Annotated in this window: 15 protein-coding genes; 12 read left to right on the top strand and 3 right to left on the bottom strand. The window is 43.4% G+C overall.

The genetic code is table 11. The features are described 5' to 3' along the window. Positions 1-126 precede the first annotated feature (126 nt). Entirely contained in the window at positions 127-1,101 is a 975-nt protein-coding gene (locus DWY79_RS20545) for a polyprenyl synthetase family protein (RefSeq protein ID WP_122370257.1), read from the bottom strand. 101 nt (positions 1,102-1,202) lie between these two features. Between DWY79_RS20545 and polA the strand changes: the two genes are divergently transcribed. Then, entirely contained in the window at positions 1,203-3,968 is a 2,766-nt protein-coding gene (gene polA, locus DWY79_RS20540) for a DNA polymerase I (protein ID WP_122370255.1), read from the top strand. A 138-nt stretch (positions 3,969-4,106) separates the two neighbouring features. Here polA and DWY79_RS20535 read toward each other — a convergent pair whose 3' ends face one another. Beyond that, entirely contained in the window at positions 4,107-6,284 is a 2,178-nt protein-coding gene (locus tag DWY79_RS20535; protein WP_233564024.1) for a thiol protease/hemagglutinin PrtT, read from the bottom strand. Between the two features lie 192 nt (positions 6,285-6,476). Here DWY79_RS20535 and DWY79_RS20530 point away from each other — a divergent pair, with 192 nt between their 5' ends. The 8 genes from DWY79_RS20530 to DWY79_RS20495 all read left to right on the top strand — a co-directional run bounded on the left by DWY79_RS20530 (position 6,477) and on the right by DWY79_RS20495 (position 18,936). After that, the gene (locus DWY79_RS20530; RefSeq protein WP_080707560.1) at positions 6,477-7,025 is read left to right on the top strand and encodes an RNA polymerase sigma-70 factor; all 549 of its coding nucleotides are present in this window, start codon (positions 6,477-6,479) and stop codon (positions 7,023-7,025) included. A gap of 73 nt (positions 7,026-7,098) precedes the next feature. Next, positions 7,099-8,079 (top strand): FecR family protein, encoded by a 981-nt coding sequence (locus tag DWY79_RS20525; RefSeq protein WP_122370251.1) that lies wholly within the window; start codon positions 7,099-7,101, stop codon positions 8,077-8,079. A gap of 162 nt (positions 8,080-8,241) precedes the next feature. Next, entirely contained in the window at positions 8,242-11,535 is a 3,294-nt protein-coding gene (locus DWY79_RS20520; RefSeq protein ID WP_057328981.1) for a TonB-dependent receptor, read from the top strand. A 21-nt stretch (positions 11,536-11,556) separates the two neighbouring features. Then, on the top strand, positions 11,557-13,080 hold the full coding sequence (locus DWY79_RS20515; RefSeq protein ID WP_122370249.1) for a RagB/SusD family nutrient uptake outer membrane protein: 1,524 nt from the start codon (positions 11,557-11,559) through the stop codon (positions 13,078-13,080). 37 nt (positions 13,081-13,117) lie between these two features. Continuing rightward, positions 13,118-15,502: a hypothetical protein gene (locus DWY79_RS20510; RefSeq protein WP_122370247.1), complete on the top strand. Its 2,385-nt coding sequence runs from the start codon at positions 13,118-13,120 to the stop codon at positions 15,500-15,502. A gap of 137 nt (positions 15,503-15,639) precedes the next feature. Next, positions 15,640-16,719, top strand: coding sequence for an acyltransferase (locus DWY79_RS20505; RefSeq protein WP_122370245.1), 1,080 nt, complete (start codon positions 15,640-15,642; stop codon positions 16,717-16,719). A gap of 103 nt (positions 16,720-16,822) precedes the next feature. After that, a complete protein-coding gene (ychF, locus tag DWY79_RS20500; protein ID WP_122370243.1) occupies positions 16,823-17,926 on the top strand; it encodes a redox-regulated ATPase YchF in 1,104 nt (367 codons plus the stop codon). 95 nt (positions 17,927-18,021) lie between these two features. Continuing rightward, entirely contained in the window at positions 18,022-18,936 is a 915-nt protein-coding gene (locus tag DWY79_RS20495) for a TolB family protein (RefSeq protein ID WP_008773214.1), read from the top strand. Here DWY79_RS20495 and DWY79_RS20490 read toward each other — a convergent pair. Next, on the bottom strand, positions 18,928-20,073 hold the full coding sequence (locus tag DWY79_RS20490; RefSeq protein ID WP_005860425.1) for an AraC family transcriptional regulator: 1,146 nt from the start codon (positions 20,071-20,073) through the stop codon (positions 18,928-18,930). The genes DWY79_RS20495 and DWY79_RS20490 overlap by 9 nt on opposite strands. A gap of 204 nt (positions 20,074-20,277) precedes the next feature. Here DWY79_RS20490 and DWY79_RS23160 point away from each other — a divergent pair, with 204 nt between their 5' ends. From DWY79_RS23160 to DWY79_RS20480, 3 genes are all read left to right on the top strand, one after another. Then, positions 20,278-20,565, top strand: a complete 288-nt coding sequence (locus DWY79_RS23160) for a hypothetical protein (protein ID WP_233564023.1) — start codon at positions 20,278-20,280, stop codon at positions 20,563-20,565. A gap of 12 nt (positions 20,566-20,577) precedes the next feature. Next, a complete protein-coding gene (locus DWY79_RS20485; RefSeq protein WP_233564022.1) occupies positions 20,578-21,246 on the top strand; it encodes a fimbrillin family protein in 669 nt (222 codons plus the stop codon). 341 nt (positions 21,247-21,587) lie between these two features. Further along, a complete protein-coding gene (locus DWY79_RS20480) occupies positions 21,588-22,535 on the top strand; it encodes a fimbrillin family protein (protein ID WP_048926929.1) in 948 nt (315 codons plus the stop codon). Positions 22,536-22,656 lie beyond the last annotated feature (121 nt).

Here is a 22,656-nt window from a genome sequence, read left to right as displayed (position 1 = left end):
CTGAAATAAACAATAGCAAAAAGGGGCTGTCACACTTTTTGGACAGCCCCTTCATTGGCTATTGAAGCATACTTACTTTTTTACTAACAAGAGCCATCTCTCTACAACTAATAGATAAAGGAATTTCTATTTGGAGCGAGTCATGATATAATCGGCCAACTGGATCAAGGATGTCCGGGCCCCGGATTCTGGCAATCTCAAAAGAACATCGACTGCCTTATCATGATATTCCTTCATGCGGGCCTCGGCATATTCGATTCCACCGTTCGCCTTGGCAAACTCAATCAAAGAATCGACATTCTCCGCCGCGAAATCCTTCCGTAAAATCATATCCAAATAACGGGCGGCCTCCTCTTCCCTACCCTGCCGCAAGGCATATAATAATGGAAGCGTAACCTTACCCTCACGAATGTCATTTCCCGTCGGCTTACCGATATTCGCCTCCTTGAAATAATCAAAGATATCATCCTTGATCTGGAAGCAATACCCCAGATGCTCGCCAAACTCACGGCAAAGAGCGATCACCTCCGCAGAGGCGCCCGATGAAATGGCCCCAATCTCCGTGCAAGCGGAAAGCAAGGTAGCCGTCTTCTTCTTGATAACTTGCAGATAACAATTCTCGTCTAAGATACTCTCCTCGGCGGTCTCCAATTGCTTGATCTCACCTTCGGACAAGTCTCTGCCTAAATTAGAGATAATCCCGACAATCCGCAAATCGCCGGTTTGTATGGAACGGATCAAAGCGGTAGAAAGCACATAATCACCTACCAACACGGAAATACGGTTATCGAAGATAGCGTTCAATGAGGGAACGCCACGACGTTGCTTCGTCTCATCGATCACGTCATCGTGAATCAATGTAGCGGTATGCAAAAGCTCCAGCAAAACAGCGGAATTGATCGTGTTATCCGTAACCTGTCCACAGACCTTGGCGGTAAGGAGCACCAATAACGGACGCACATGCTTCCCGGTAGAATTCAGTATAACGTCGATAGCCGATTGTAACCGGGTCGTCTCGCTGCGTAGAGATGCCTCGAAATCCTTATTGAAACGTTCAAATTCAGCGGAAACCGGTTCTTCTATTTTCCTTCTTTCATCCATAATTCCATGCAAAGATTCGCAAAAGTAACAAAAACTATCGAGTAAGCGAGTTTTTTCGTACATTTACCCAGATTTTGTCCCACTAAAACGTGTTAAAAGTAATGAAGTTATTCCTTATAGATGCGTATGCGTTAATTTATCGCTCCTATTACGCCTTCATCAAGAATCCGCGTATCAACTCCAAGGGTGTGAATACCTCCGCCATTTTCGGTTTTATCAACAGTCTGGAGGATGTATTAAAACGTGAGAACCCGACTCATATAGCGGTGGCCTTTGACCCGAAGGGACCGACCTTCCGCCATGAGGCCTTCGAGCAATACAAGGCACAACGGGAAGAGACGCCGGAAGTGATCCGGCAATCCGTCCCTATCATTAAAGAAATCATAGAGGCTTACAATATTCCGATTCTGGAAGTACCCCGCTACGAGGCGGACGATGTGATCGGCACCGTGTCCAAACAGGCGGAGAAGGAAGGCTTCGAGGTGTACATGATGACGCCGGATAAAGATTACGGCCAATTGGTGTCCGAACATATATTTATGTATCGTCCGAAATTCGGAGGCGATTACGAGATCATGGGCGTGCCCGAGGTCTTAAACAAGTACGGCCTCACGAGTACGGAGCAAGTGATCGACTTGCTGGGACTGATGGGCGACGCTTCCGATAATATCCCCGGCTGTCCGGGTGTCGGCGAGAAGACCGCTCAAAAACTACTGACCGAATTCGGAAGCATCGAGAACCTGTTAGCGAACACTGATAAGTTGAAAGGCGCGCAAAAGAAGAAGGTGGAGGAGAACGCCGAGCAAATCCGTTTCTCCAAATTCTTGGCGACGATCAAAACGGATGTCCCTATCGAGTTTGATGCCGCCCGTTGCGTTCGTGAAAAGCCAAACGAAGAGCGCCTGACTGAGATTTACACAGAATTGGAATTTAGAACATTTATTAACAAACTAAGTTCTGAGCCGGTCAAAGCCGCTCCGAAAGGTCCCGTTCAAGGCGATTTGTTCGCGATTTTTACGCCCGAGAGTACGGAAGAGCCAAAAAAATCGATTCTCACGGACTTAAAGTCCACCCCTCACAACTATTATTTAACTGATACAGAGGAAAAACAAGCCGATTTAGCCCGCTTTTTATTGGGTCAAGAATTTTTCGCTTTTGACACGGAAACCGACGGCATCGATCCCTTGAAAGCCGGACTGGTCGGAATGTCGTTCGCCGTGAAAGAAAACGAGGCTTGGTATGTTCCTGTTCCCGCCAACTCAGTAGAGGCGGCGAAAGTAGTGGAACGCTTCTCCCCTGCCCTGCAAAATCCGAAATCATTAAAGATCGGGCAAAACATCAAATTCGATATTTTGGTACTTCGTAAATACAACGTGAAGGTAGCCGGTCCTCTGTTCGATACGATGATCGCCCATTACCTGCTGAATCCGGAATTACGGCACGGAATGGATTACCTAGCGGAGACCTACCTCAAGTACCAGACCGTCCACATCGAGGAACTGATCGGCCCAAAAGGAAAGAACCAGTTATCGATGCGAAACGTACCCGTGGAGCAAATCGCCGAATACGCCGCCGAGGATGCGGACATCACGCTCAAGCTAAAGAATTATTTCGCGCCCGAGTTAAAGAAGGAAGGACTGGAATCCCTCTTCACCACGATCGAGATGCCATTAATATATGTATTAGCGGAAATGGAGGCCACCGGCGTCACGCTGGATACGGTAGCGCTTAAGCAATCTTCGGGGGAACTTACCGCCTCCATGAACAAGCTGGAGCAAGAGGTTTACGAGCTGGCCGGCACGGAATTCAACATCAACTCCACGAAACAGGTCGGCGAAATCCTTTTCGACCGCTTGAAGCTGGACGAGAAAGCGAAGAAGACCAAAACTGGCGGTTACAGTACCAGCGAGGATGTATTGGAGAAACTTCGCAACAAGCATCCCATCATCGGCAAGCTCCTTGAATACCGCGGACTTAAAAAGTTATTAAGTACCTATATCGACGCTCTACCCGAGTTGATCAATCCGCAGACCGGAAAGATACATACCTCTTTCAACCAAGCGGTAACATCTACCGGACGCCTCAGCTCTACCAATCCGAACCTGCAAAACATTCCGGTACGGGACGATCTGGGCCGTGAGATCCGTAAGGCATTTATCCCGGACAATACGGATTGCCTCTTCTTCTCGGCCGACTACTCCCAGATCGAGCTTCGTATCATGGCCCACCTGAGCGGTGACCCGCATATGATCGAGGCTTTCCAAAGCGGAGCGGATATCCACGCCGCCACAGCCGCCAAGATCTACGGAATCCCGGTAGAAGAAGTAACCAGCGATATGCGCCGGAAGGCGAAAACCGCCAACTTCGGTATCATCTACGGCATCTCCGTCTTCGGGCTCGCCGAGCGTCTGGGCATCCCTCGTTCTGAGTCCAAGGAACTGATAGACGGTTATTTCAGCACCTACCCCCGCATCAAGGAATACATGGAGGAGAGCATCAAGGTAGCCAAGGAAAAAGGATACGTAGAGACCATTTTCAAGCGCAAGCGTTTCCTTCCGGATATCAACTCACACAACGCCGTCGTACGCGGCTATGCCGAGCGAAACGCGATCAATGCCCCTATCCAAGGGAGCGCCGCCGATATCATCAAACTAGCGATGGTACGCATTTACGAACGCTTTGAGGAAGAGGGATTGAAAAGCAAGATGATCCTCCAAGTACACGATGAGTTAAACTTCAATGTCTACAAAGAGGAAGCCGAGGAGGTAAAGAAAATCGTGCTGGAGGAAATGGAAAACGTCATGAAACTACAAGTCCCCTTAATCGCCGATTGCGGCGAGGGAGAGAACTGGTTGGAGGCGCATTAAAATAATGCCGGAATTCCCCTTAAAAAAACATGTACGTGTTTTTTTAAGACCATAATAGCCTAAGTAAAAACAACAGGGTGTCCTAAATCGCCGGAAGCTTTTTAGGACACCCTATTTATTAGTGATCAAAAGGAACTCTTATTGCTTATAAATCTTCTTAGAGATTATTCCATCCGCCGTCTTTATACGTAAGATATAATGCCCGGAAGGTATCGACAAGGTAGTCGTATATTGTTTCCGGCTATCTATGGTAGTTCCCCAGACAGACGCGCCGTCGTAAGTATAAAGCATCATATTTTCTATCGCCACATCCGATTGAACCGATAATAGGCCGGAAGCGGAATCAAACGCATATTTCAAATCCGAGACAGACGGCTCGGTAACCTCATTAGAAACCACTAGCGAACCATCGATCTTTAGGCAGAACGTACGATAGCTTTCACGGATATCCGTATACTTGGTTTCCCACAGCTCACTCAAGTCACCTTGGTAAGTAGCCATTACGGCAAGCATATCACCAATACCCCAATCAAACGAGCCACTATAAGATACCGTCTGGCTCTTCCCTGCCGGAATCTCCAGCCAATTATTCACCTCCCAACTGTAATCGTCTATCGAGAGATTAGGATCTCGCACGTAAAGGCCGGCCGTACCTTGGAAATTCGTTTTTTGCTTGTTATAGAAAGTCACCTCAAAGGTAGCGGTCCCACTTTCCGCATCATACTCGACCTTTACAGGATCAGCGGTCAAGCTATTCCGTGCCTGTGAGAAAGAAATAACGCTATCCTTCACATCCAACAAGATATAATCATACGGATGATTTACCGAACGGATCGGACGTAGGATGCTATCTCCTTCCATTCCTCCCAGTACGTACATATACAGAGTAGCCGTAGTATCCGGGATACCTAGGGACTCACAAAGGAAATCTTTCGTTATATAATTACCTAGCTGAAAGTCCGCGATCGTATCTAAAAATGCCGCTTCGCTAACAGGCAACTCCACCGCCTCATTCTCCTCGAAAAAGGCTAATGTATGGACATAGCTCCCATCTTGCCCCAAGTTAAATAGGTTATAAGTAATCGGAAACTTCTCACCAAGCTTGATACTTTCAATATCTTTAGTACCCAAAGAACTGATCGTTAACAACTTCACAGGCTTCGAGTCATCAGACGGTTTGCGGATACCCGTGATCATGGCTTGGCGTTCATTGTAAGTACGTAAATTATCGCCAATCGCACCTAACTCAAAATATCCACTGCCAAACCAGCCCGTATTTAAATGGAAAAGTCCGCTCCGATTATAGCCATCGCAAACAAATGCCCATTTATAGGCCTGATTATTTTCTCCGCTACCTCCTTCATAATAAACCGGACGTTGAGCGGCTAGTTCCGTTTTCAGCAGATCCGTCCATTCTTTTCCGGAAAAGAAGGTCCTATCATACAATTGTATATTCTTATCATATCCAAAATTATTAATGAAAGCCTTCCGTACATCTTCTTTATTAGCCCCCATATCCCATTCATAATTCATATAGGCAGCCGCTCCACAATGAAAAATCAGCGTGGAAACAGCCTCTATCTCATCCCAAGAGGAAGACTCATCAAGAGTAGCAGGCATATTTTCCCAATCATACGTTGTATGCCCAAAATTAGCGGAAACAACCAACGTACTTCCCGGATTCTTATAATTTACGTTACCCATACCGCTTTTCGGATATTGATAATAATTCATGATCTGCGCCATAGCGACACCTTCCCCACCCGCAAAAGTTAGAACATCATTGACAACCGGGCACATCTCATTGTAGGGAGCATCATCCTTCCATTCCGTTTTAATCAAAGGGATCACCGCCTCTGGAAACCGTGAAGAAGCCTCAACACTATCCACCGCTAGAGGCATCCCGGACCGTAACGCCTTTACATAATGGATATACATACGCATAAAATTCTCCATCGTAGCGGACAGACCTTTCTCCGGCAAAGCCCCCTTATCGGATATACCCAATAACTGCTTTCCACGATCTTCTCCGGATACGATTACAAAACCTTGGTTATCCCCTGCGTTATACAGGTAAAGTAAGGCATTCTCCACACTCGAGGAACGTAATTTAGAAGGGGCCTCGATGCCTTCCTCCGTCCCTACGTAGGCCAACTTAAACTCAGGAAAAGAACCGGCCCTCAACACCGAGGTATTCTCCATCGAATACTGTTGCTGGGCAATCCGGAGCGCTTCGGCCGAACCTATCGGATCAGCTGAAAGTGTTTGTACACATAGCGTAGCACAAGCTAACAAAGCCAAGTAGACGTGTTTCATTGACATAAAGTTTTGAATGAATATTAAATACTAATACATACAAAGTTATCAAAAGCTTTCAAATTCTTTCTATACATAGGCAAGTCTCTACGCTAATTCATGCAAGAAAATTATGACAAATTAGCCATATGTATACATATTTCATCATATTCTCTTATTTTTGCGGAGATAAGGATCAGTAAATCTAATGGTATGATGAAAAATATCGATGATATCTTTCTTTTACAACGAATCAAAGAAGATGACGAGGCGGCATTCAAATATCTCTTCGACACCTACTTCACCGCTGTGTATCGACTTTCTTTTTTCTATATAAAGAAAGATACGTTATCGGAGGAAATAGCATTGGATGTATTCACGGCCCTTTGGGAGAAACGAAAGACAATCGAGATCAAATTATCCATAAAAGCTTACCTCCTCACCTCTGCCCGTAACCGGACCTTAAACTATCTCCGAGACCATGAACAAGAGCTTTACACGGAGAATATATCCCTTTTCGAATCCGCTATCGAGGAATATCCTCTCGAGATGAAAGAACTGGAACAACTGATAAACGAAGCCATTTATGCCTTACCGGACAAATGTAGGGAAGTCTTCTTAAAAAGCCGTATGGAGAATCGTTCTAACAAAGAAATCGCCACGGATATGAATATCACGGTAAAAACCGTAGAAGCCCAGATAACCAAAGCGCTCAAACATATTAAAACTCATTTAGGGAAAGGCTATCATTATCTTTTCTGAAAAAATTTCATTCGAGACGTTAGGGTTCTTTTCCAAAACCGTGTCTCTATTATAAAAGGCTAATTTCGGTGTAATGGAAAAAATCATACCATGGGGGCTACTTATAGCTCAATTAAAACACGAATCCACCCCGGAACAAGATGTATTGTTCGACGCATGGATAAAAGAAACGGATAACGCCGGGTTATTCGCCGACATCACCTTGCTCTGGGACAAAATACAAGAAGAGGTATCGGAAGCGAAACCGGATCTGGCAGTTTCTTGGGAAAAGATGCAAACTCGTATACATGCGGGCCAACATAAACAAAGAAATTTACGCCGGATCAAGTACTCAGTTATCTCCATCGCTGCCAGTATCTTATTACTGTTAGGTATCGGTTATAGCTATCAATTCGTACGGCAATATAATACAAATCAATATTATTCCGCCCTGAACGGGAAATCCAAAATAATCTTACCAGATAGCTCTGTTGTCTGGCTAAATACCGGCTCTACCCTTCAATATGCCTCTTCGTTCATCCATAAACGGCAATTAGTTCTGGAGGGAGAAGCCTCCTTTGAGGTCACAAAAGATAAAAGGCACCCGTTTATCGTCTCCAGCGGAGACTTAAAAGTAAAGGTATATGGAACGAAGTTCAACGTATATTCCTACCCGAACGATAATAATGCGAAGATCGCCCTTCGTAGCGGATCGGTATCCGTATCACTAAAAGACGGAAAGGAAGCCTTTCTAAGCCCGGGAGAGATCGCAAGGATCAATAAAAAGGAGCAGACATTGAAGATTGAACAGTCGGATGTGGAGCTAGAGACATTCTGGGCAAAAGAATCAGTATTCTTTAAAAGTAAGTCGCTCGGCTATATCTGTAAATATCTGGAAAGATGGTACAACGTGAAAATCAATGTCGATCCAAAGATAGCCGAGAGTCAATTCTATACGTTCACGGTAAAAGATGATTCCTTGGAAACGATATTACGAACTTTGTCTAAGATTAATCCGATAAAATATACATTCGATGATAACAACCGTGTAACAATAAGTAGTGTAGAACCTTAAATTATTTTGCCTATGAGTATATGACAAAAGACAAAAGGCATAATTTGATTATGCCTTTCGGGGGCATCGCATGCCCTCATAAACGAAAAAAAACGTGAGTTATGACAAAAGTTGGCGCTTTCCGTAGCTCACAGATTCTTAATCTTTTATTAATACAAAAGTATGAAAAATTATTCCATCTTTAAACATTCATTTTGCACTTTATCATTATTTATAGTGATGCTCCTCCATGCGGGAGTAACCTATGCGCAAGAAAAGCTTCGTATTTCTTTCTCTAATGTCTCTCTGGAAGAGGCTTTGAAAAAAATTGAGTCCGCAAGTAAATATACCTTTTTCTATGATGACAAGAGAACGGATCTTTCTCAGAAAGTCTCCGCTAACGCAAATGGTCAAAGTATAGAGGAGGTCCTCAATGCTATGTTAAAAACCACAAATCTCACCTACGAGATCGATAACCGCCAGATCGCTCTTATTATTAAAGAAAAGAATGGTATATCGCAAAAGAGCAAGAAGATTTCCGGTGTGGTAAAAGACGAGAATAACGAACCGGTTATTGGCGTCAGCATCGTTCAACGCAATACCACGAACGGAACGATCACGGATTTGGACGGACGTTTCTCTATGGAATTACCGGAAAACAGCTCGATAGAGATTTCGTATGTCGGCTATGGAAAACAAATTATCCCGGTAGCGAACAAGAGTAATTTCGATATCGTCTTGAAAGAAAACTCCTTGAATCTGGATGAGGTAGTAGTCGTTGGTTATGCCAGCCGCAAGGTTGAGGATATCACCGGAGCCGTTTCCAATATCCGTGCGGACAAGACGAATATAGGAGGAGCCTCTACTTCGGTGGATCAAATGCTTTCCGGTCGTATCTCCGGTGTACAGTTCAAGCAAAACACCTCTCAGCCCGGTGGTGGCGGTAAGACGATTATCCGCGGGCGTAACTCTCTTTTCTTAAATACGGACCCCTTATATGTAGTAGATGGTTTCGTCGTAAACACACCTAGCGCTCCTAGTAGCGGAATGGCGTTCAACGCTCCGGACCGTGATCCGCTGAACTCTATCAACCCGAACGATATCGAGAGCATAGCGGTCTTGAAAGATGCCGCCGCCACCGCTATTTATGGTGCTCAAGGCTCTAATGGTGTATTTATCATCACGACCAAAAGAGGTAAACAAGGTAAAATTCGCATATCCTATGATGGATATGCCGGCGTACAAACTGTCGCTAACGAGTATGACGTCATGAACGCACAACAATATATGCGATACAACAACGCTTTCAATTTGACCAGCTTTACCGAACAAGAGATCAACGCGGCACAAGCCACGAATTGGTTTGATCAAGTAACCAGAAACGGCTTCTTGCAAAGTCATAATGTAAACCTTTCCGGTGGTTCCGAATCACTTAAATATTATTTCTCCCTCGGATATTACGGAATGGACGGTATCGTGAAAAATACTGGAATGGACCGCTATACCGGAAGAAGTAATATTGAGTATAAGAAAGATAAATTCACCTTCAGTTCCAATATTTTCGCTACCCATATCTTGGATACGAACCAGCCGACGGAAGGTGGTACCCGTAATTCCGTCATCTCCTCCTCCATCGCTTTCGCCCCCAACGTAACCGTACGGGATCAAAACGGAGCGTATAATAAAGATCCGAACAATGATTTTATCGCCAATCCGGTTTCTTTATTAGACATAAACGATAAGATCTATACGGACAAATTAAATTTCAGCGCAGGCGCTTCTTACGAGGTATTACCCGGATTGAAACCGGAGATCAAGCTTACCTACGACGTACAAAACGCCCACCGCAGCTTCTATGTACCGTCGACAACCGCATATAATGGAAACTTTACGCACGGAGGAACCGCTAGCCAAAGTTCGATGAGAAGTACCGGTATCTCCTTCGATGGCTTACTTCATTATGATGCCGTATTCAATAAAAAACATCACGTAACCGGGTTATTAGGATACGAGTATTACCAACGGGATAACAATTATTTCCGTGCGGAGAACTCAGGTTTTGGTACAGATGCCACACACGAAAACAATCTAGGTGGTGGAAACGCTCCCAAGATGAGTTCTTCCAAAGATCGTCGTAAAGATATCTCCGGTTTCGGACGAGTCGATTATTCTTTCGATGATAAATACCTCGCTACGGTAACGTTAAGACGTGACGGATCTTCCGTATTCGGTGGTAATAATAAATATGCTTATTTCCCGGGTGTTTCAGTAGGTTGGAAAATAGACAAGGAAGATTTTATGGCCGGAGCCGCAGATAAGGTCGATATATTAAAACTCCGTCTGGGTTACGGACAATCCGGTAACTCGGGTATCGATCCTTACCAATCTCTTTCTAAGTATGATATGACAACGAATGGCATTCTCGGACAAAACAAAGTATCCGGAGCCACGCTAACGAATTATATGGAAAATCCGGACTTGAAGTGGGAAACTACCTCACAGGTCAACTTGGGTATCGACTATGGCTTCTTCAGCCGTTTATCGGGTAATCTGGATTTCTTCGTGAAAAACACGAAGGATATGTTAGTTCAGGTTTCACAATCACCTATGACCGGCCATAAATATCAATGGCAGAACGCCGCCTCCATGCGAGTATGGGGTCTTGAGTATAGCTTGAACTCAACCAATATACAAACCCGGGATTTCGAATGGGATACACAGTTGAGTTTCTCTTGGACAGATAATGAGATCACGGATTATAACGTAACCGACGAAAGCACGGTAGCGGCGTTGAATACGATCGGTGTTATCAAGGGAGAGCGCACGAACTCATATTATACCTACGTCATCGACGGCATCGATCCTTCCAGTGGCTCGTATCGTTTCAAGGATTTAGATGGAGACGGTTCTATCACGGTCAAAGACAAAGCGATTCTCGGGACTCCGGATCCCCGGGTAATCCTAGGCTTCGGCAATACATTCAAGTATAAGAACTTTGCTTTAGATATCTTCTTTAACGCTAATTTCGGCAATAAGATGTATAACTACTCAGCGATGAACTTCACGCTGCCGAATACTTTCGAGACTTCCAACTATATGGTAGATGCCATGAATTATTGGTCCGAATCCAATCCGAACTCAGATATAGCGGCCAACCGTGCGAATGGAAATGGTAATGCCCTTTATAATTCCCGCTGGATTGAGGATGCTTGGTTTATCCGTCTACAAAACGTAACCTTGTCTTATAACTTGGCTTCTATCCCTTCACTTCGTAAGATATTCCCGACGGCTAAGATATATGTGCAGGCACAAAACTTGTTCCTGATCACCCCTTACTCCGGCTTGGACCCGGAATTAGCGAATAACGCTTATATGTCCTCTTCCGAGAATCTTCCCGCATTCCTTCCCGGTAGCGTAGATATGAACGCATATCCCCCGGCACGGACATTCACGGTTGGTCTTAACTTTAGTTTCTAACATTAAAAACATACATTCAATATGATACGTAAACATTCTATCCAATATATTTTACTTGCCTTGTTAGCTGGCAATCTCGCTTTTACTTCTTGCTCTGATTCCATGGTAGAAGAAAAATTGTTCAGTCAGATCGGAGACGGTAACCTTTCCGATATCGAAGGCGCTCGTTTATTGACCAATGGTATTTACGGATATGTACAGTATTTCAGTTACTTCGGGGGAAATAATTGGCTAATGAATGTTAGCTCTTACTCCGATGAGTTTTTCTGTAATTGGGGTGGTACGCCTGAAACCGGATGGGGAGGCGCACAAAACTTCCTCAATATGGATGCCGGACATGCTATGTCGGAAACAAACTGGAATAGTGTCTACAGTCTTATTACGCAATGTAATGAGGTAATCACTAAATATGGGGAATCCACAGAACCGGAAATTATCCAGTATGTAGCTGAGGCTCGCTTCTGGAGGGCTTTCTCGTACGACAAATTATATCATTTATTCGGTACGGTTCCTTTGGTTACAGGTAGCCAAGATATCAAAAACGGCATTGCCCGGGCTTCCCAAGAGGAAATGGAATCTTTTATCGAGACGGAATTGGCTGATGTAGAGAAGGTCTTGCCGGAAACTTATTCCTCTACGGATTATGGCCGTCCCACCTCATGGGCTGTCAAGGCTACATTATCCCGCTATTACTTGAATAAGAAAGATTGGAAGAAAGCTTCCATCTATGCGAAAGAGATTATCGACAAGGGAGGTTTCAACTTGGTTGATTATCAAGATATATTCTCCAAGAATCAAAATGATGAAGTCATATTGGCTATTAATCATATAGCGGAGGCTAATCATGGAAACAAATACGTAGCCTTGGTATTGGAGGCATCCATCCGCGACGCCCTTGGCATTACCGGAGTATCCGCTTCCAACGGATACGGTATGGCCGTACCTTTCTTCCGAACTTTCGATCCGGACGATAAACGCATCACACCTTATAATCCAGCTACCGGCAAAGGTATAGCCGTATCCGGAATCGTTTATAAGAGTGATGGAACGCCGGTTTATGGTACTCCCGAGGAACCCAAAAGCGTAGAGGAACAACTAAGTCGCGTACTTACGTTCAAATGGGAGGTGCAAACGAATATTCCATTAGGAGAGGATGCCTCCCTAAATGTTCCCGCATTGCGTCTTGGCGAAGTTATGTTAACCTATGCGGAAGCCGAGAATGAATTAGGCCATTTGGAGGAAGCGAAAACCTATGTCGATAAAATCCGTAGCCGGGCGGGTTTGGAGAATCTCCCGGCAAACTTAAACATGGCATCCATGCGTGACGCCATTCTCGATGAGAGAGGTTGGGAATTGTACCATGAAGGCTATCGCCGTGAGGATTTAGTGAGACACGGCAAGTTATTGGAGAAAGTAAATGAGAAATATCATTATTATTTTGGTAAAGATATGCCATGGAAAAATAATAATGACCGGATATTGCAACCGATCCCGACAAATGCGTTACTTTTAAACCCGCTGTTGAAACAAAATCCGGGATATTAAATCCGGAATCTAATTAAATAACTCAAATTCTTCGATCATGAAATTATGTATATTATTAGCGAGCATCCCCCTTTTCCTTAGCTGTAACGCACCTAAGGCTCCCCAAGCATTCAGCTTTGGGAAAGAGGTTGGTCAATTACCTAATATCCAAGGTAAGAAAGGGAACGGGAACTATTTATATGTGACCGCCGGAAATAACTTATATTCCATCGGTAACCAGTATGGAGATTTCCCGCCGGCAGGTTTCCACGTACCCGGTGAAATGAGCGGTATATGGCAACATCCGATCAAGTTACTGGACGGCTTTACCTTATCCATACAGGATGGGGCAAAATCCATCGTTTTGAATAAATGCGATTCTTTTATCACGTACCCGTTAGCCACCCAATTCAAATATGACGGGGCCGATGATTTGGAAATTGTACGTACGGATTTTGTTCCGGATAGCCTTCCGGTATTGGCCGTAGAGTATCAAGTCCGTAATAAAACGAATCAGCCGAAAGAAATCCTTTTATCACTTACCGCCGATACCGATCTATCTCCGGTCTGGTTAGGTGAACGTAGTGGAATGACGGATACCAGAGACCAATATACCGGTTTGATCCATAATACGGTTTTCGCTAAAGACAGCTTAAACAATTGGTTCGTCGGCGTTACTTCCGATCAAGATAGCTTATCGATCGACGATTTGGGAAATAGCCCGGTACAAGGCCAAGGGATTTCCGTGAAACTTAATACACCCCGTTTAAACCTTGCGGCCAACGAAGTGAGGAACATCCGTTTCTTTATCTCCGGCTCCATGAAAAACGAGACCGAGATACAAGAGAACCTTCGGGTAGCGAAAGAGAATCTAAAAGACCTGTATGAGCAAAAGAGACTACGGTATGAGGAAATAGACCGTACCGCCGCTATAACCATACCGGATACTTTACTTATGACCGCCTACCAATGGGGTAAGTACAATAGTGATTGGTTGGTTCGTGATGTCCCCGGTTTAGGGAATGCCATGAGCGCCGGACTTCCGGATTATCCTTGGTTCTTTAGTAATGACCAATCCATCACGTTCAAGGCCCTAGTCGGAACCCGTGACCCGGGCTTATTCTACAATTCCATGAAAATGATCAAGGAGGTATCGGACAAGTTCAATAATAATACAGGGCGTATCGTCCACGAGTTCTCTACCAACGGGGCGGTCTATGATAAAGGGCGTATGGAAGAATCCCAAGAGTTTATCATCGCCACTTGGGAAATATTCAAATGGACCGGGAATATAGATTTCCTAAGAACCTATTATGAGCATGGGAAAAAGGTATGGGAGTTTTTACAGGAGCACGATACCAACCATAACTTATACGTGGAAGGCCCCGGAGGAGTGGAGATCAAAGGACTGAATGACGAGATGTTGGACGTAGCCGTTCATACCCAGACATTCTTGGATGTTATGTCACAAGCGGCAGCGGTATTAAATGAACCGGATTTATCGAAAGATTTCGCTTCTAAAGCGGAACAATTGAAGGAAAAGATCAACGAGGATTGGTGGAGTCCGTCCGAGAAACGTTTTGCCGATTTTATCTCGGATCAGCAAAAAGCCGTTCAATTGATCGATATGGCGCTTCAAGAGCGAGTGATCCCCAACCGAAACGAATGGGCACGGAAGGAACTAACAACCTTGAAAGAGCGGATATTGAAAGGGGAGCATAAGGAAAAAGGCTATACGGTATTCTATAATGCTTCTTGCCTCTTACCGATCAAGGAAGGCATTGCCGATCGGGATAAAGCTCTTCAAATGTTGGACGAGGTATCTTTCTTTACGAATAAGTTCGGTATTTACGTGGCAGGTATCGCACGACCGGATGATATCACGTTGGAGGAGTGTTCCGTGGCCGACCGCCTCAATGGTGATTTCAATTACAATGAGGCGATCATGCAAGGGGCGACATCCAGCTTAGCGATAGCGGAGTGCCAATACAGGGGATTTGAGAGTGCCCGTAAATATATCCGGCAAATCCTGAATAATTTCAGTTTCGCTACACCCGGAACGACTTATGAGGTTTCTCCGGATTACGGCATGTTCGTGCAAGCTTGGAACGTTAGTGGCTACAATATTCCATTAATACACTACGTATTCGGCGTAGACCCGATGGCTTATAAAAAAGAGATAAATATTAAGACCGATATCCCGGAAGACTGGGAGTATGCCAAACTTGATAATTTGTTAGTGGGTAATAATCAGTTAAGCATTGATTACCAGAAATCCGGACAACAAAAATCTTTTGTTATCTCTTGTACAGAAAACGGATGGAACCTACATTTTACCATACCGGTCAACTGTAAGTCTATCAAGATAAATGGAAAAGAGATACCCGCTAACTCCGGATCAATTGATTTAACTGGCATCAAGAATACAATCGAACTCATATAGCCAGATCAAAATAATTAATTATGGCATTACTGTAATATATTTGTAATGCCATAATTAAAGCAAAAGATTGTTTTAAATACTCTTGTCTAAATTTCCATATTAATTTCCTACATTTACAGACTTAATGTAACGAAATTATGATTAACACTTTAACATCTTTGCGATTTATATTCGCCATGATGGTTTTTGGGGCGCACTGTTATGTAATAGATAATCACTTCGATATCCATTTTTTCAAGGAGGGATTTGTAGGGGTTAGTTTCTTTTTCATGCTAAGCGGTTTTATTATAGCGTACAATTATCAAAAGAAATTTAGTGAGAATAAGATAACCAAACGCACTTTTTGGGTAGCACGCATCGCCCGTATTTATCCCTTACACTGGCTGACCTTATTGATTGCCGTCGCTTTAGGAAACTATGTAATAGCATCGGGAACTATAGATTGGTGCAAGCATTTCCTCGCCTCACTCACATTGACAAACGCCTATATACCAAAAGACAATTACTTTTTTTCATTCAACAGCCCTTCGTGGAGTTTATGTTGTGAACAGCTTTTCTATATTTGTTTTCCTTTCCTTATAGCATTCACGAAAGACTACAGAAAATTACTTAGCACTTTCTTGATTTGCGCGATATTGAGCGTTGTCGGTATGTATTTTACGCCTTTGGAAAGTATAAAAGGATATTGGTATGTTAATCCAATCACCCGACTTCCGGATTTTATAGCCGGGATGCTATTATTTCAATTATACGACCATTTGAAAACTAAAAACATCACCTCCAGCCAAGGAAGTATCATAGAGATCGTGTCAATAGCATTATTCTTAAGTTTCTATCTGTATGCCGCTGAAATCCCCAAAGTATACCGATACTCCTGCTACTACTGGATTCCCATCGCGTTTATCCTAATAAGTTTTTCCCTGCAAAAAGGTATGGTCTCACGACTCCTATCGAACCGCCTCTTAGTGATTGGCGGAGAAATCAGTTACAGTTTCTATTTGATTCATCTTTTTGTACTGCTCTCTTATGCTAAATGGCAAAAAGAAAGCGACTTTCATATAGACTGGTACATCTCGATTCCGCTTCTATTTTGTGTCATAATCCTGTTGAGCCTGCTTTCTTACTACTATTTCGAGAAGCCTATGAACAAACTCGTTAAAACATTATTAAGCAAACAATCGATGAGGCAACCGGTTAAGCATGAAGAGAAAGCCTAAGAAAATAACCGTATCAGCCTAAAATTGATTATCTTTGCGAACTCAAAACAAGTCGCTTGGGGCGACTATATAACAGATTGATAATAAAAAATACGATAATAATATGGCATTACAATGTGGCATTGTGGGACTTCCGAACGTAGGAAAGTCTACCCTTTTCAATTGTCTATCCAACGCGAAGGCACAATCAGCGAACTTTCCGTTCTGTACGATCGAACCGAATGTAGGCGTGATCACCGTACCCGACGAGCGACTGAATAAACTAGCGGAAATCGAACATCCGCAGCGAGTGATCCCCACCACCGTAGAGATCGTGGATATCGCCGGATTGGTGAAAGGAGCAAGTAAAGGCGAGGGACTGGGCAATAAGTTCTTGGCTAATATCCGTGAGACAGACGCTATCTTGCACGTATTGCGTTGCTTCGACGACGATAATATCGTACACGTGGACGGACGTGTAGACCCGGTCCGTGATAAGGAGATCATTGACTATGAGCTTCAGATCAAGGATTTGGAAACGATAGACAGCCGTATCGCCAAGGTGCAGAAACAAGCGCAAACCGGAGGTGATAAGCAAGCCAAGATCGCTTACGAGGTACTTTGTAAATACAAAGAAGCTTTAGAACAAGGAAAAAGCGCACGTACCGTTTCTTTTGATACGAAAGACGAGGAACGCATTGCCCACGATTTATTTTTGCTGACAGATAAACCTGTCATGTATGTTTGTAACGTGGATGAGGCTAGCGCCGTAAACGACAATAAATATGTAGATGCCGTACGTGAGGCGGTTAAAGACGAGGATGCCCAGATTCTAGTAGTCGCCGCTAAGATCGAGAGCGAGATCGCTGAGTTCGATACCTATGAGGAACGCCAGATGTTCTTACAAGAGATTGGATTGGAAGAGTCCGGCGTAAGCCGTTTGATTAAATCGGCTTATAAATTATTGAATCTGCAAACCTTCTTGACCGCCGGACCGGACGAATGTCGTGCGTGGACGTTCCATAAAGGCTGGAAAGCTCCTCAATGCGCCGGTGTTATTCATACGGACTTCGAAAAAGGATTTATCCGTGCCGAGGTGATCAAGTACGAGGATTATATCGCTTATGGCTCCGAGGCTGCTGTTAAAGAGGCCGGAAAGATGAGCGTTGAAGGTAAGGAATATGTTGTGCAAGATGGAGATATCATGCATTTCCGTTTCAATGTATAAAGAGTAATCGAAATAAATTATATCTTTGAAACCGGGTAAAATAGCGTAAAGCTAATTTTACCCGGTTTTCTTATATCCTTTAAATCTATATGTATATGAAACGTTTTCTCAATTCTGTACTTTGTATGTGTATCGCCGTTTTTTGTACGCATGCCCAAAAAAAGAATGTGACTAGTGTGCTGGAAGTGATGGACATTACGACTGGGCAACGTTCCGTTGTCAAGGAATTCCCTTTTTTAATCGAGGCACCTAACTGGACTCCGGATGGCAATTGGCTTGTATATAATAGTGGAGGAAAATTATATAAGCTCTCTCCGGAATCTCCGGGCGAGCCGCAATTAATCAATAGCGACTATGCGACCCGTTGCAACAACGACCATGTGATCTCTGCGGATGGCAAACAAATAGCGATCAGTAACGGAACAAAAGAAGATGGTAAATCGCGTGTCTATACCCTGCCTTTCGAAGGAGGTGTTCCCCGGTTGATTACCCCACTCGGTCCTAGCTACCTACACGGGTGGAGCCCCGACGGAAAACAACTCGCTTATTGCGCTGAAAGAAACGGTAATTTTGATGTTTACGTCATTCCTTCCCTAGGCGGAGAAGAAAAACGTCTTACGACAGCCGAAGGTTTGGACGATGGCCCCGAATACTCACCTTGCGGACAATATATCTGGTTCAACTCCGTACGTACCGGGCTTATGCAAGTCTGGCGCATGAAAGCGGATGGTTCCGAACAAACCCAGATGACATTCGATGAGACCCGTAATTCTTGGTTTCCCCACATCTCTCCGGATGGAAAACAAATCGTTTTCATCACCTATACAAAAGGAGATCTGGAACCCGGACAGCACCTCGCCAATAAAAACGTAGAGTTACGCCTTATGCCGGCCGAGGGCGGAGAACCTAAGACTTTAGTCAAACTATTCGGCGGCCAAGGTACCATAAACGTAAACTCTTGGGCACCCGATAGCAAACGATTCGCTTTCGTCAGCTACCGGTTAAATTGACTCGTTCCCGTCTCTCCTGTATTCGGAAGGAATAACCCCCGTCTGCTTAATAAACGCACGACGGAACGTACTGATAGAATGGAAGCCCGAACGTTCGGCTATCTCTTGTATACTGGCCAGAGGTTCGGCTTCCAATAGACGTTTACTTTCCTCTACCCTGAAATGGTTTACGTAATCCGAGAAGGAACAACCTAGTTCTTTATTAAACAATTGGGATAGATAAGAACGGCTCATCGGGAAGATCCGCTGTAAATCCGTTAAGCGCAAATCTTCCCGTAGATAGGGCTTTTCACGTTCAAACCACGCCTGTACTTCCTCAACATACCTTTGGCGTATGATGCCTTTCTGTTCCTCACTACCTTGATCATCATCCGTATCCTCCTCCAAATCGGGTAATCCCCATCCGCTCTCGAATGTGTGATCCAAATGGATAACCTTTAGGAACAAGGCCTTATAAAAGAAATAGTACCATAAAACCAATAAAAACGTTTTGTCGATTACATATAGGCTAACCCGATCCGTAAACAACAATACCAAATAAAAAATATACATAGAAGAAAGGATCAGCATGGTCTTTTTCAACCAGTCCAGATCATAATCTTCCGGGTCCGATACATTTTCCCTTAAATACACCTTAAATCCCTCACTATAGCGCAAGATCAGATAAATAGGAACGATCATATACAGAAGCGTGAAAAATAAAATCAAAAGCCTTATAACCACATCCAGATTCAAGGTATCGAATACCTCGCCAAAAGAGTTATAACGATGAATATTTCCACCGGATAGCCGGTAAATCAAAAAAGAAATACCCAATACCCATATCGGACTGGTAAAAATAAAGAAACGGCGAACGGTCATATAGCAAGGTCGTAACACTTCTATCACGTAACAAGCCAATGTAGCTACCACAATACATCCCATAATCAGCACATCCGGATGAAATATCTCTTTTGAATCCTCTAAATACAGGTTAACCGATACTCGTACCGCCGCTAAAAACGCCCATAATAACATACTCCACCCCAAAATCTGTTTTGCCCTATTCTCACGGGCCCGTAGTAGCAGGGTAATACCACCAAAAACACAAAAGCCTAATATCTGTAAGCTTAGTAGAAACTGAATTTTATCCAACATAATAACACTACCTCCTATCTATTAAACAATACGCCCCCCCGAATGTTCTTTTTGACCCCTCAGTTAACAATATGAACGCCTTAGACAATTTGAACGATCTAATTTTATACGATTTCACCGACGTTTTAGACCGTATGCACCTCCCTTTCCCCTTAACCACCCGATATTTGCATCCAGAAGTTTCACACAAAAATAAGTAAAATAATGAGAAATTTAGTACTCTTTACCAGTATGATTTTAAGCTTTTGGGGTTGCTCCAACGACAAAGACTTCGGAGGTCTTGAGAATATCGGCTGGAATGAAAAACCACTCCAAATAACGACTCGTATCCTAACTACAAAATCCACCAATTTTATACAAGAATTTAAAGAAGGCTCTATGCTCGGACTACAAATCACGTCCGGTACAGTCGACGATTTATACAATGGCATATCCACTTATAAAAACGTAAGCGTAAAAGCTTATAGAGTGAATGGAAAAATCCGGTGGTAACAGAGTCCGGAAGTGATCCTCGACTCTAATGAAGCTACGATATACGCATATTATCCATATCAAGAAGATATAAATTTTAACGCCCGGCAGATACCTGTTAAACTGGCCCCGAACGCATTGGAGACCGATGATTATATGTATGGAACCCATGCGATCGGACAAAAAGCAGTCAACAGTACCTCGCCACTTGTATTACTCAGCATGAATCATGCCCTATCGCTTATATCTTTCCAGCTGAACCTAAGCAAAGGCAAGACAGGTGCCTTTATTATAAGTTCCGTTCAAGTAGGAAATAAGCCCGGTGGAACAACTTTAGTCAGCGAAGGAACCCTCGATATCACGACAGGCGATATCATCGGTTCTACCGCCCGTAGCACGTCCGCATCCACGGTATTATCCTTGACGAATCCAGTTACCCTCATCAACGAGAAATATTGTGATCCTATGCGGCTCATGGTAATTCCACCTTCCGGCACGATCGGAACCGGAGACGTGGAGACCTTATTCACGATCAACGGAGAAACCTACAAATTTGACATACCCGCTAACACCCAATGGGAAAAAGGGAAAAAATATTTATATAAGCTAAGCTTTAACGGAAGGTCGTTACAATTGCGAGACGTCTCTATCACAGACTGGTTACCGGGTAACGACGAAGGATTGATTGGCAATATCATGTAAGTTTTTTATGTTTAAGAGAAACAACGGGTCTCGTCCAAATACCCTTTTACATTCAAGGGCTATCATTCCCTCTCAACTTATCGCCAAAAACACTCTTCTATTTGACTATTACAAGAACGAGACCCGTTTAATAATATCTTTATATCTCTTGGATATATTGATTATTATAGTATACAATAAAGCAGGTTACTTTGCGTATTAAGAGGATAAAACAATCGTTACTATATAATATATAAAAATATCATTTTATAACAGGAATGATAATTAATAGTAATAGAATAATAAACTATATTGGCTCAAATGTTTATTGTTTGAAAGGTTCCATTAAAACATTAGACAAAATGAACAAATTATTATTAATTACGATCTTGTTAATCATCTTTACCGGATGTCATGAAAATCAGCAGTGGATGTCCAAAGAGAAATCAACCACACGAAAGTCAGTTCTTGAAATGACCACCCGGTCCTATACGGCAGGTTCTTCAGTATTCACCGAAATTCTGCCCGAAGGGTCCGAAATAGGATTATTTATAACCTATGGTAATCAAGACAGTTTATATAAAGGCGCATCTCTTTATAAAAACGTAAAATCAAAGGCTGTAGGCTCATCAAAAGGTTCTTTAAAATGGAAACAAACACCGCAGGTATTCCTCAGATCTAATCGACCAGTCATGATCTACGCTTACTCACCTTATAAAGTACAAATACCGTTAGATCCCACTTCCATACCGATCAAAATATCCCCAATCGCGGCGGAAACCCCCTTTTATAAATATGGGAGGCTCTCGCAAGGTCAAAAAGAGGTTAACCGTAAATCTCCGCTCGCGAAACTCTCCATGAATTACGCGTTATCACTTCTCTCTTTCGAAATATATCAAGATTCGAACATTAACGGGCTATTCAAGCTAACCTCCATACAGATCGGTAACCGTGCGGGAGGTAATACCTTGCAGTATACCGGCACAATGGATATCGTAACCGGAAATATCAAAGGAACTCCCGGGGCACACAAGGCCACTTTACTTACAATAGATCCATCCGTAACTTTACGACACGCGAAAGCGGAGGAGCAAAATATCCGTATAGTCCCTACCTACTCTCCTATCCGGGAAAAAGAAGTTGAGGCGATCTTTACGATCAATGGGAAGACTTACAAATACATCATTCCGGAAGGCACCTGTTGGAATAAAGGATATAAATACTCATACAAATTCTACTTCGATGGTAAGGAGATTAAGTTTCACGACTTAGTTGCCTGCATTTGGATACCTAAGTTGAATAAAAAATAATTCTTTTTTTGCCTATTTTTGTAACAAACAAATCCCTTATCCCGTCTTCTTTGTGAAAGCCCCACTCTAAGGCGCACGGACGAAGGGCTATCCAAAAACATAGTATTAACGAAAAAGTCAA

The sequence above is a fragment of the Parabacteroides sp. AF27-14 genome (assembly GCF_003635425.1).
In the GTDB taxonomy this organism is placed as follows: domain Bacteria; phylum Bacteroidota; class Bacteroidia; order Bacteroidales; family Tannerellaceae; genus Parabacteroides; species Parabacteroides distasonis.
Note: the sequence above shows the minus strand (reverse complement) of the source record. Positions and strands in the feature narration are given on the sequence as shown.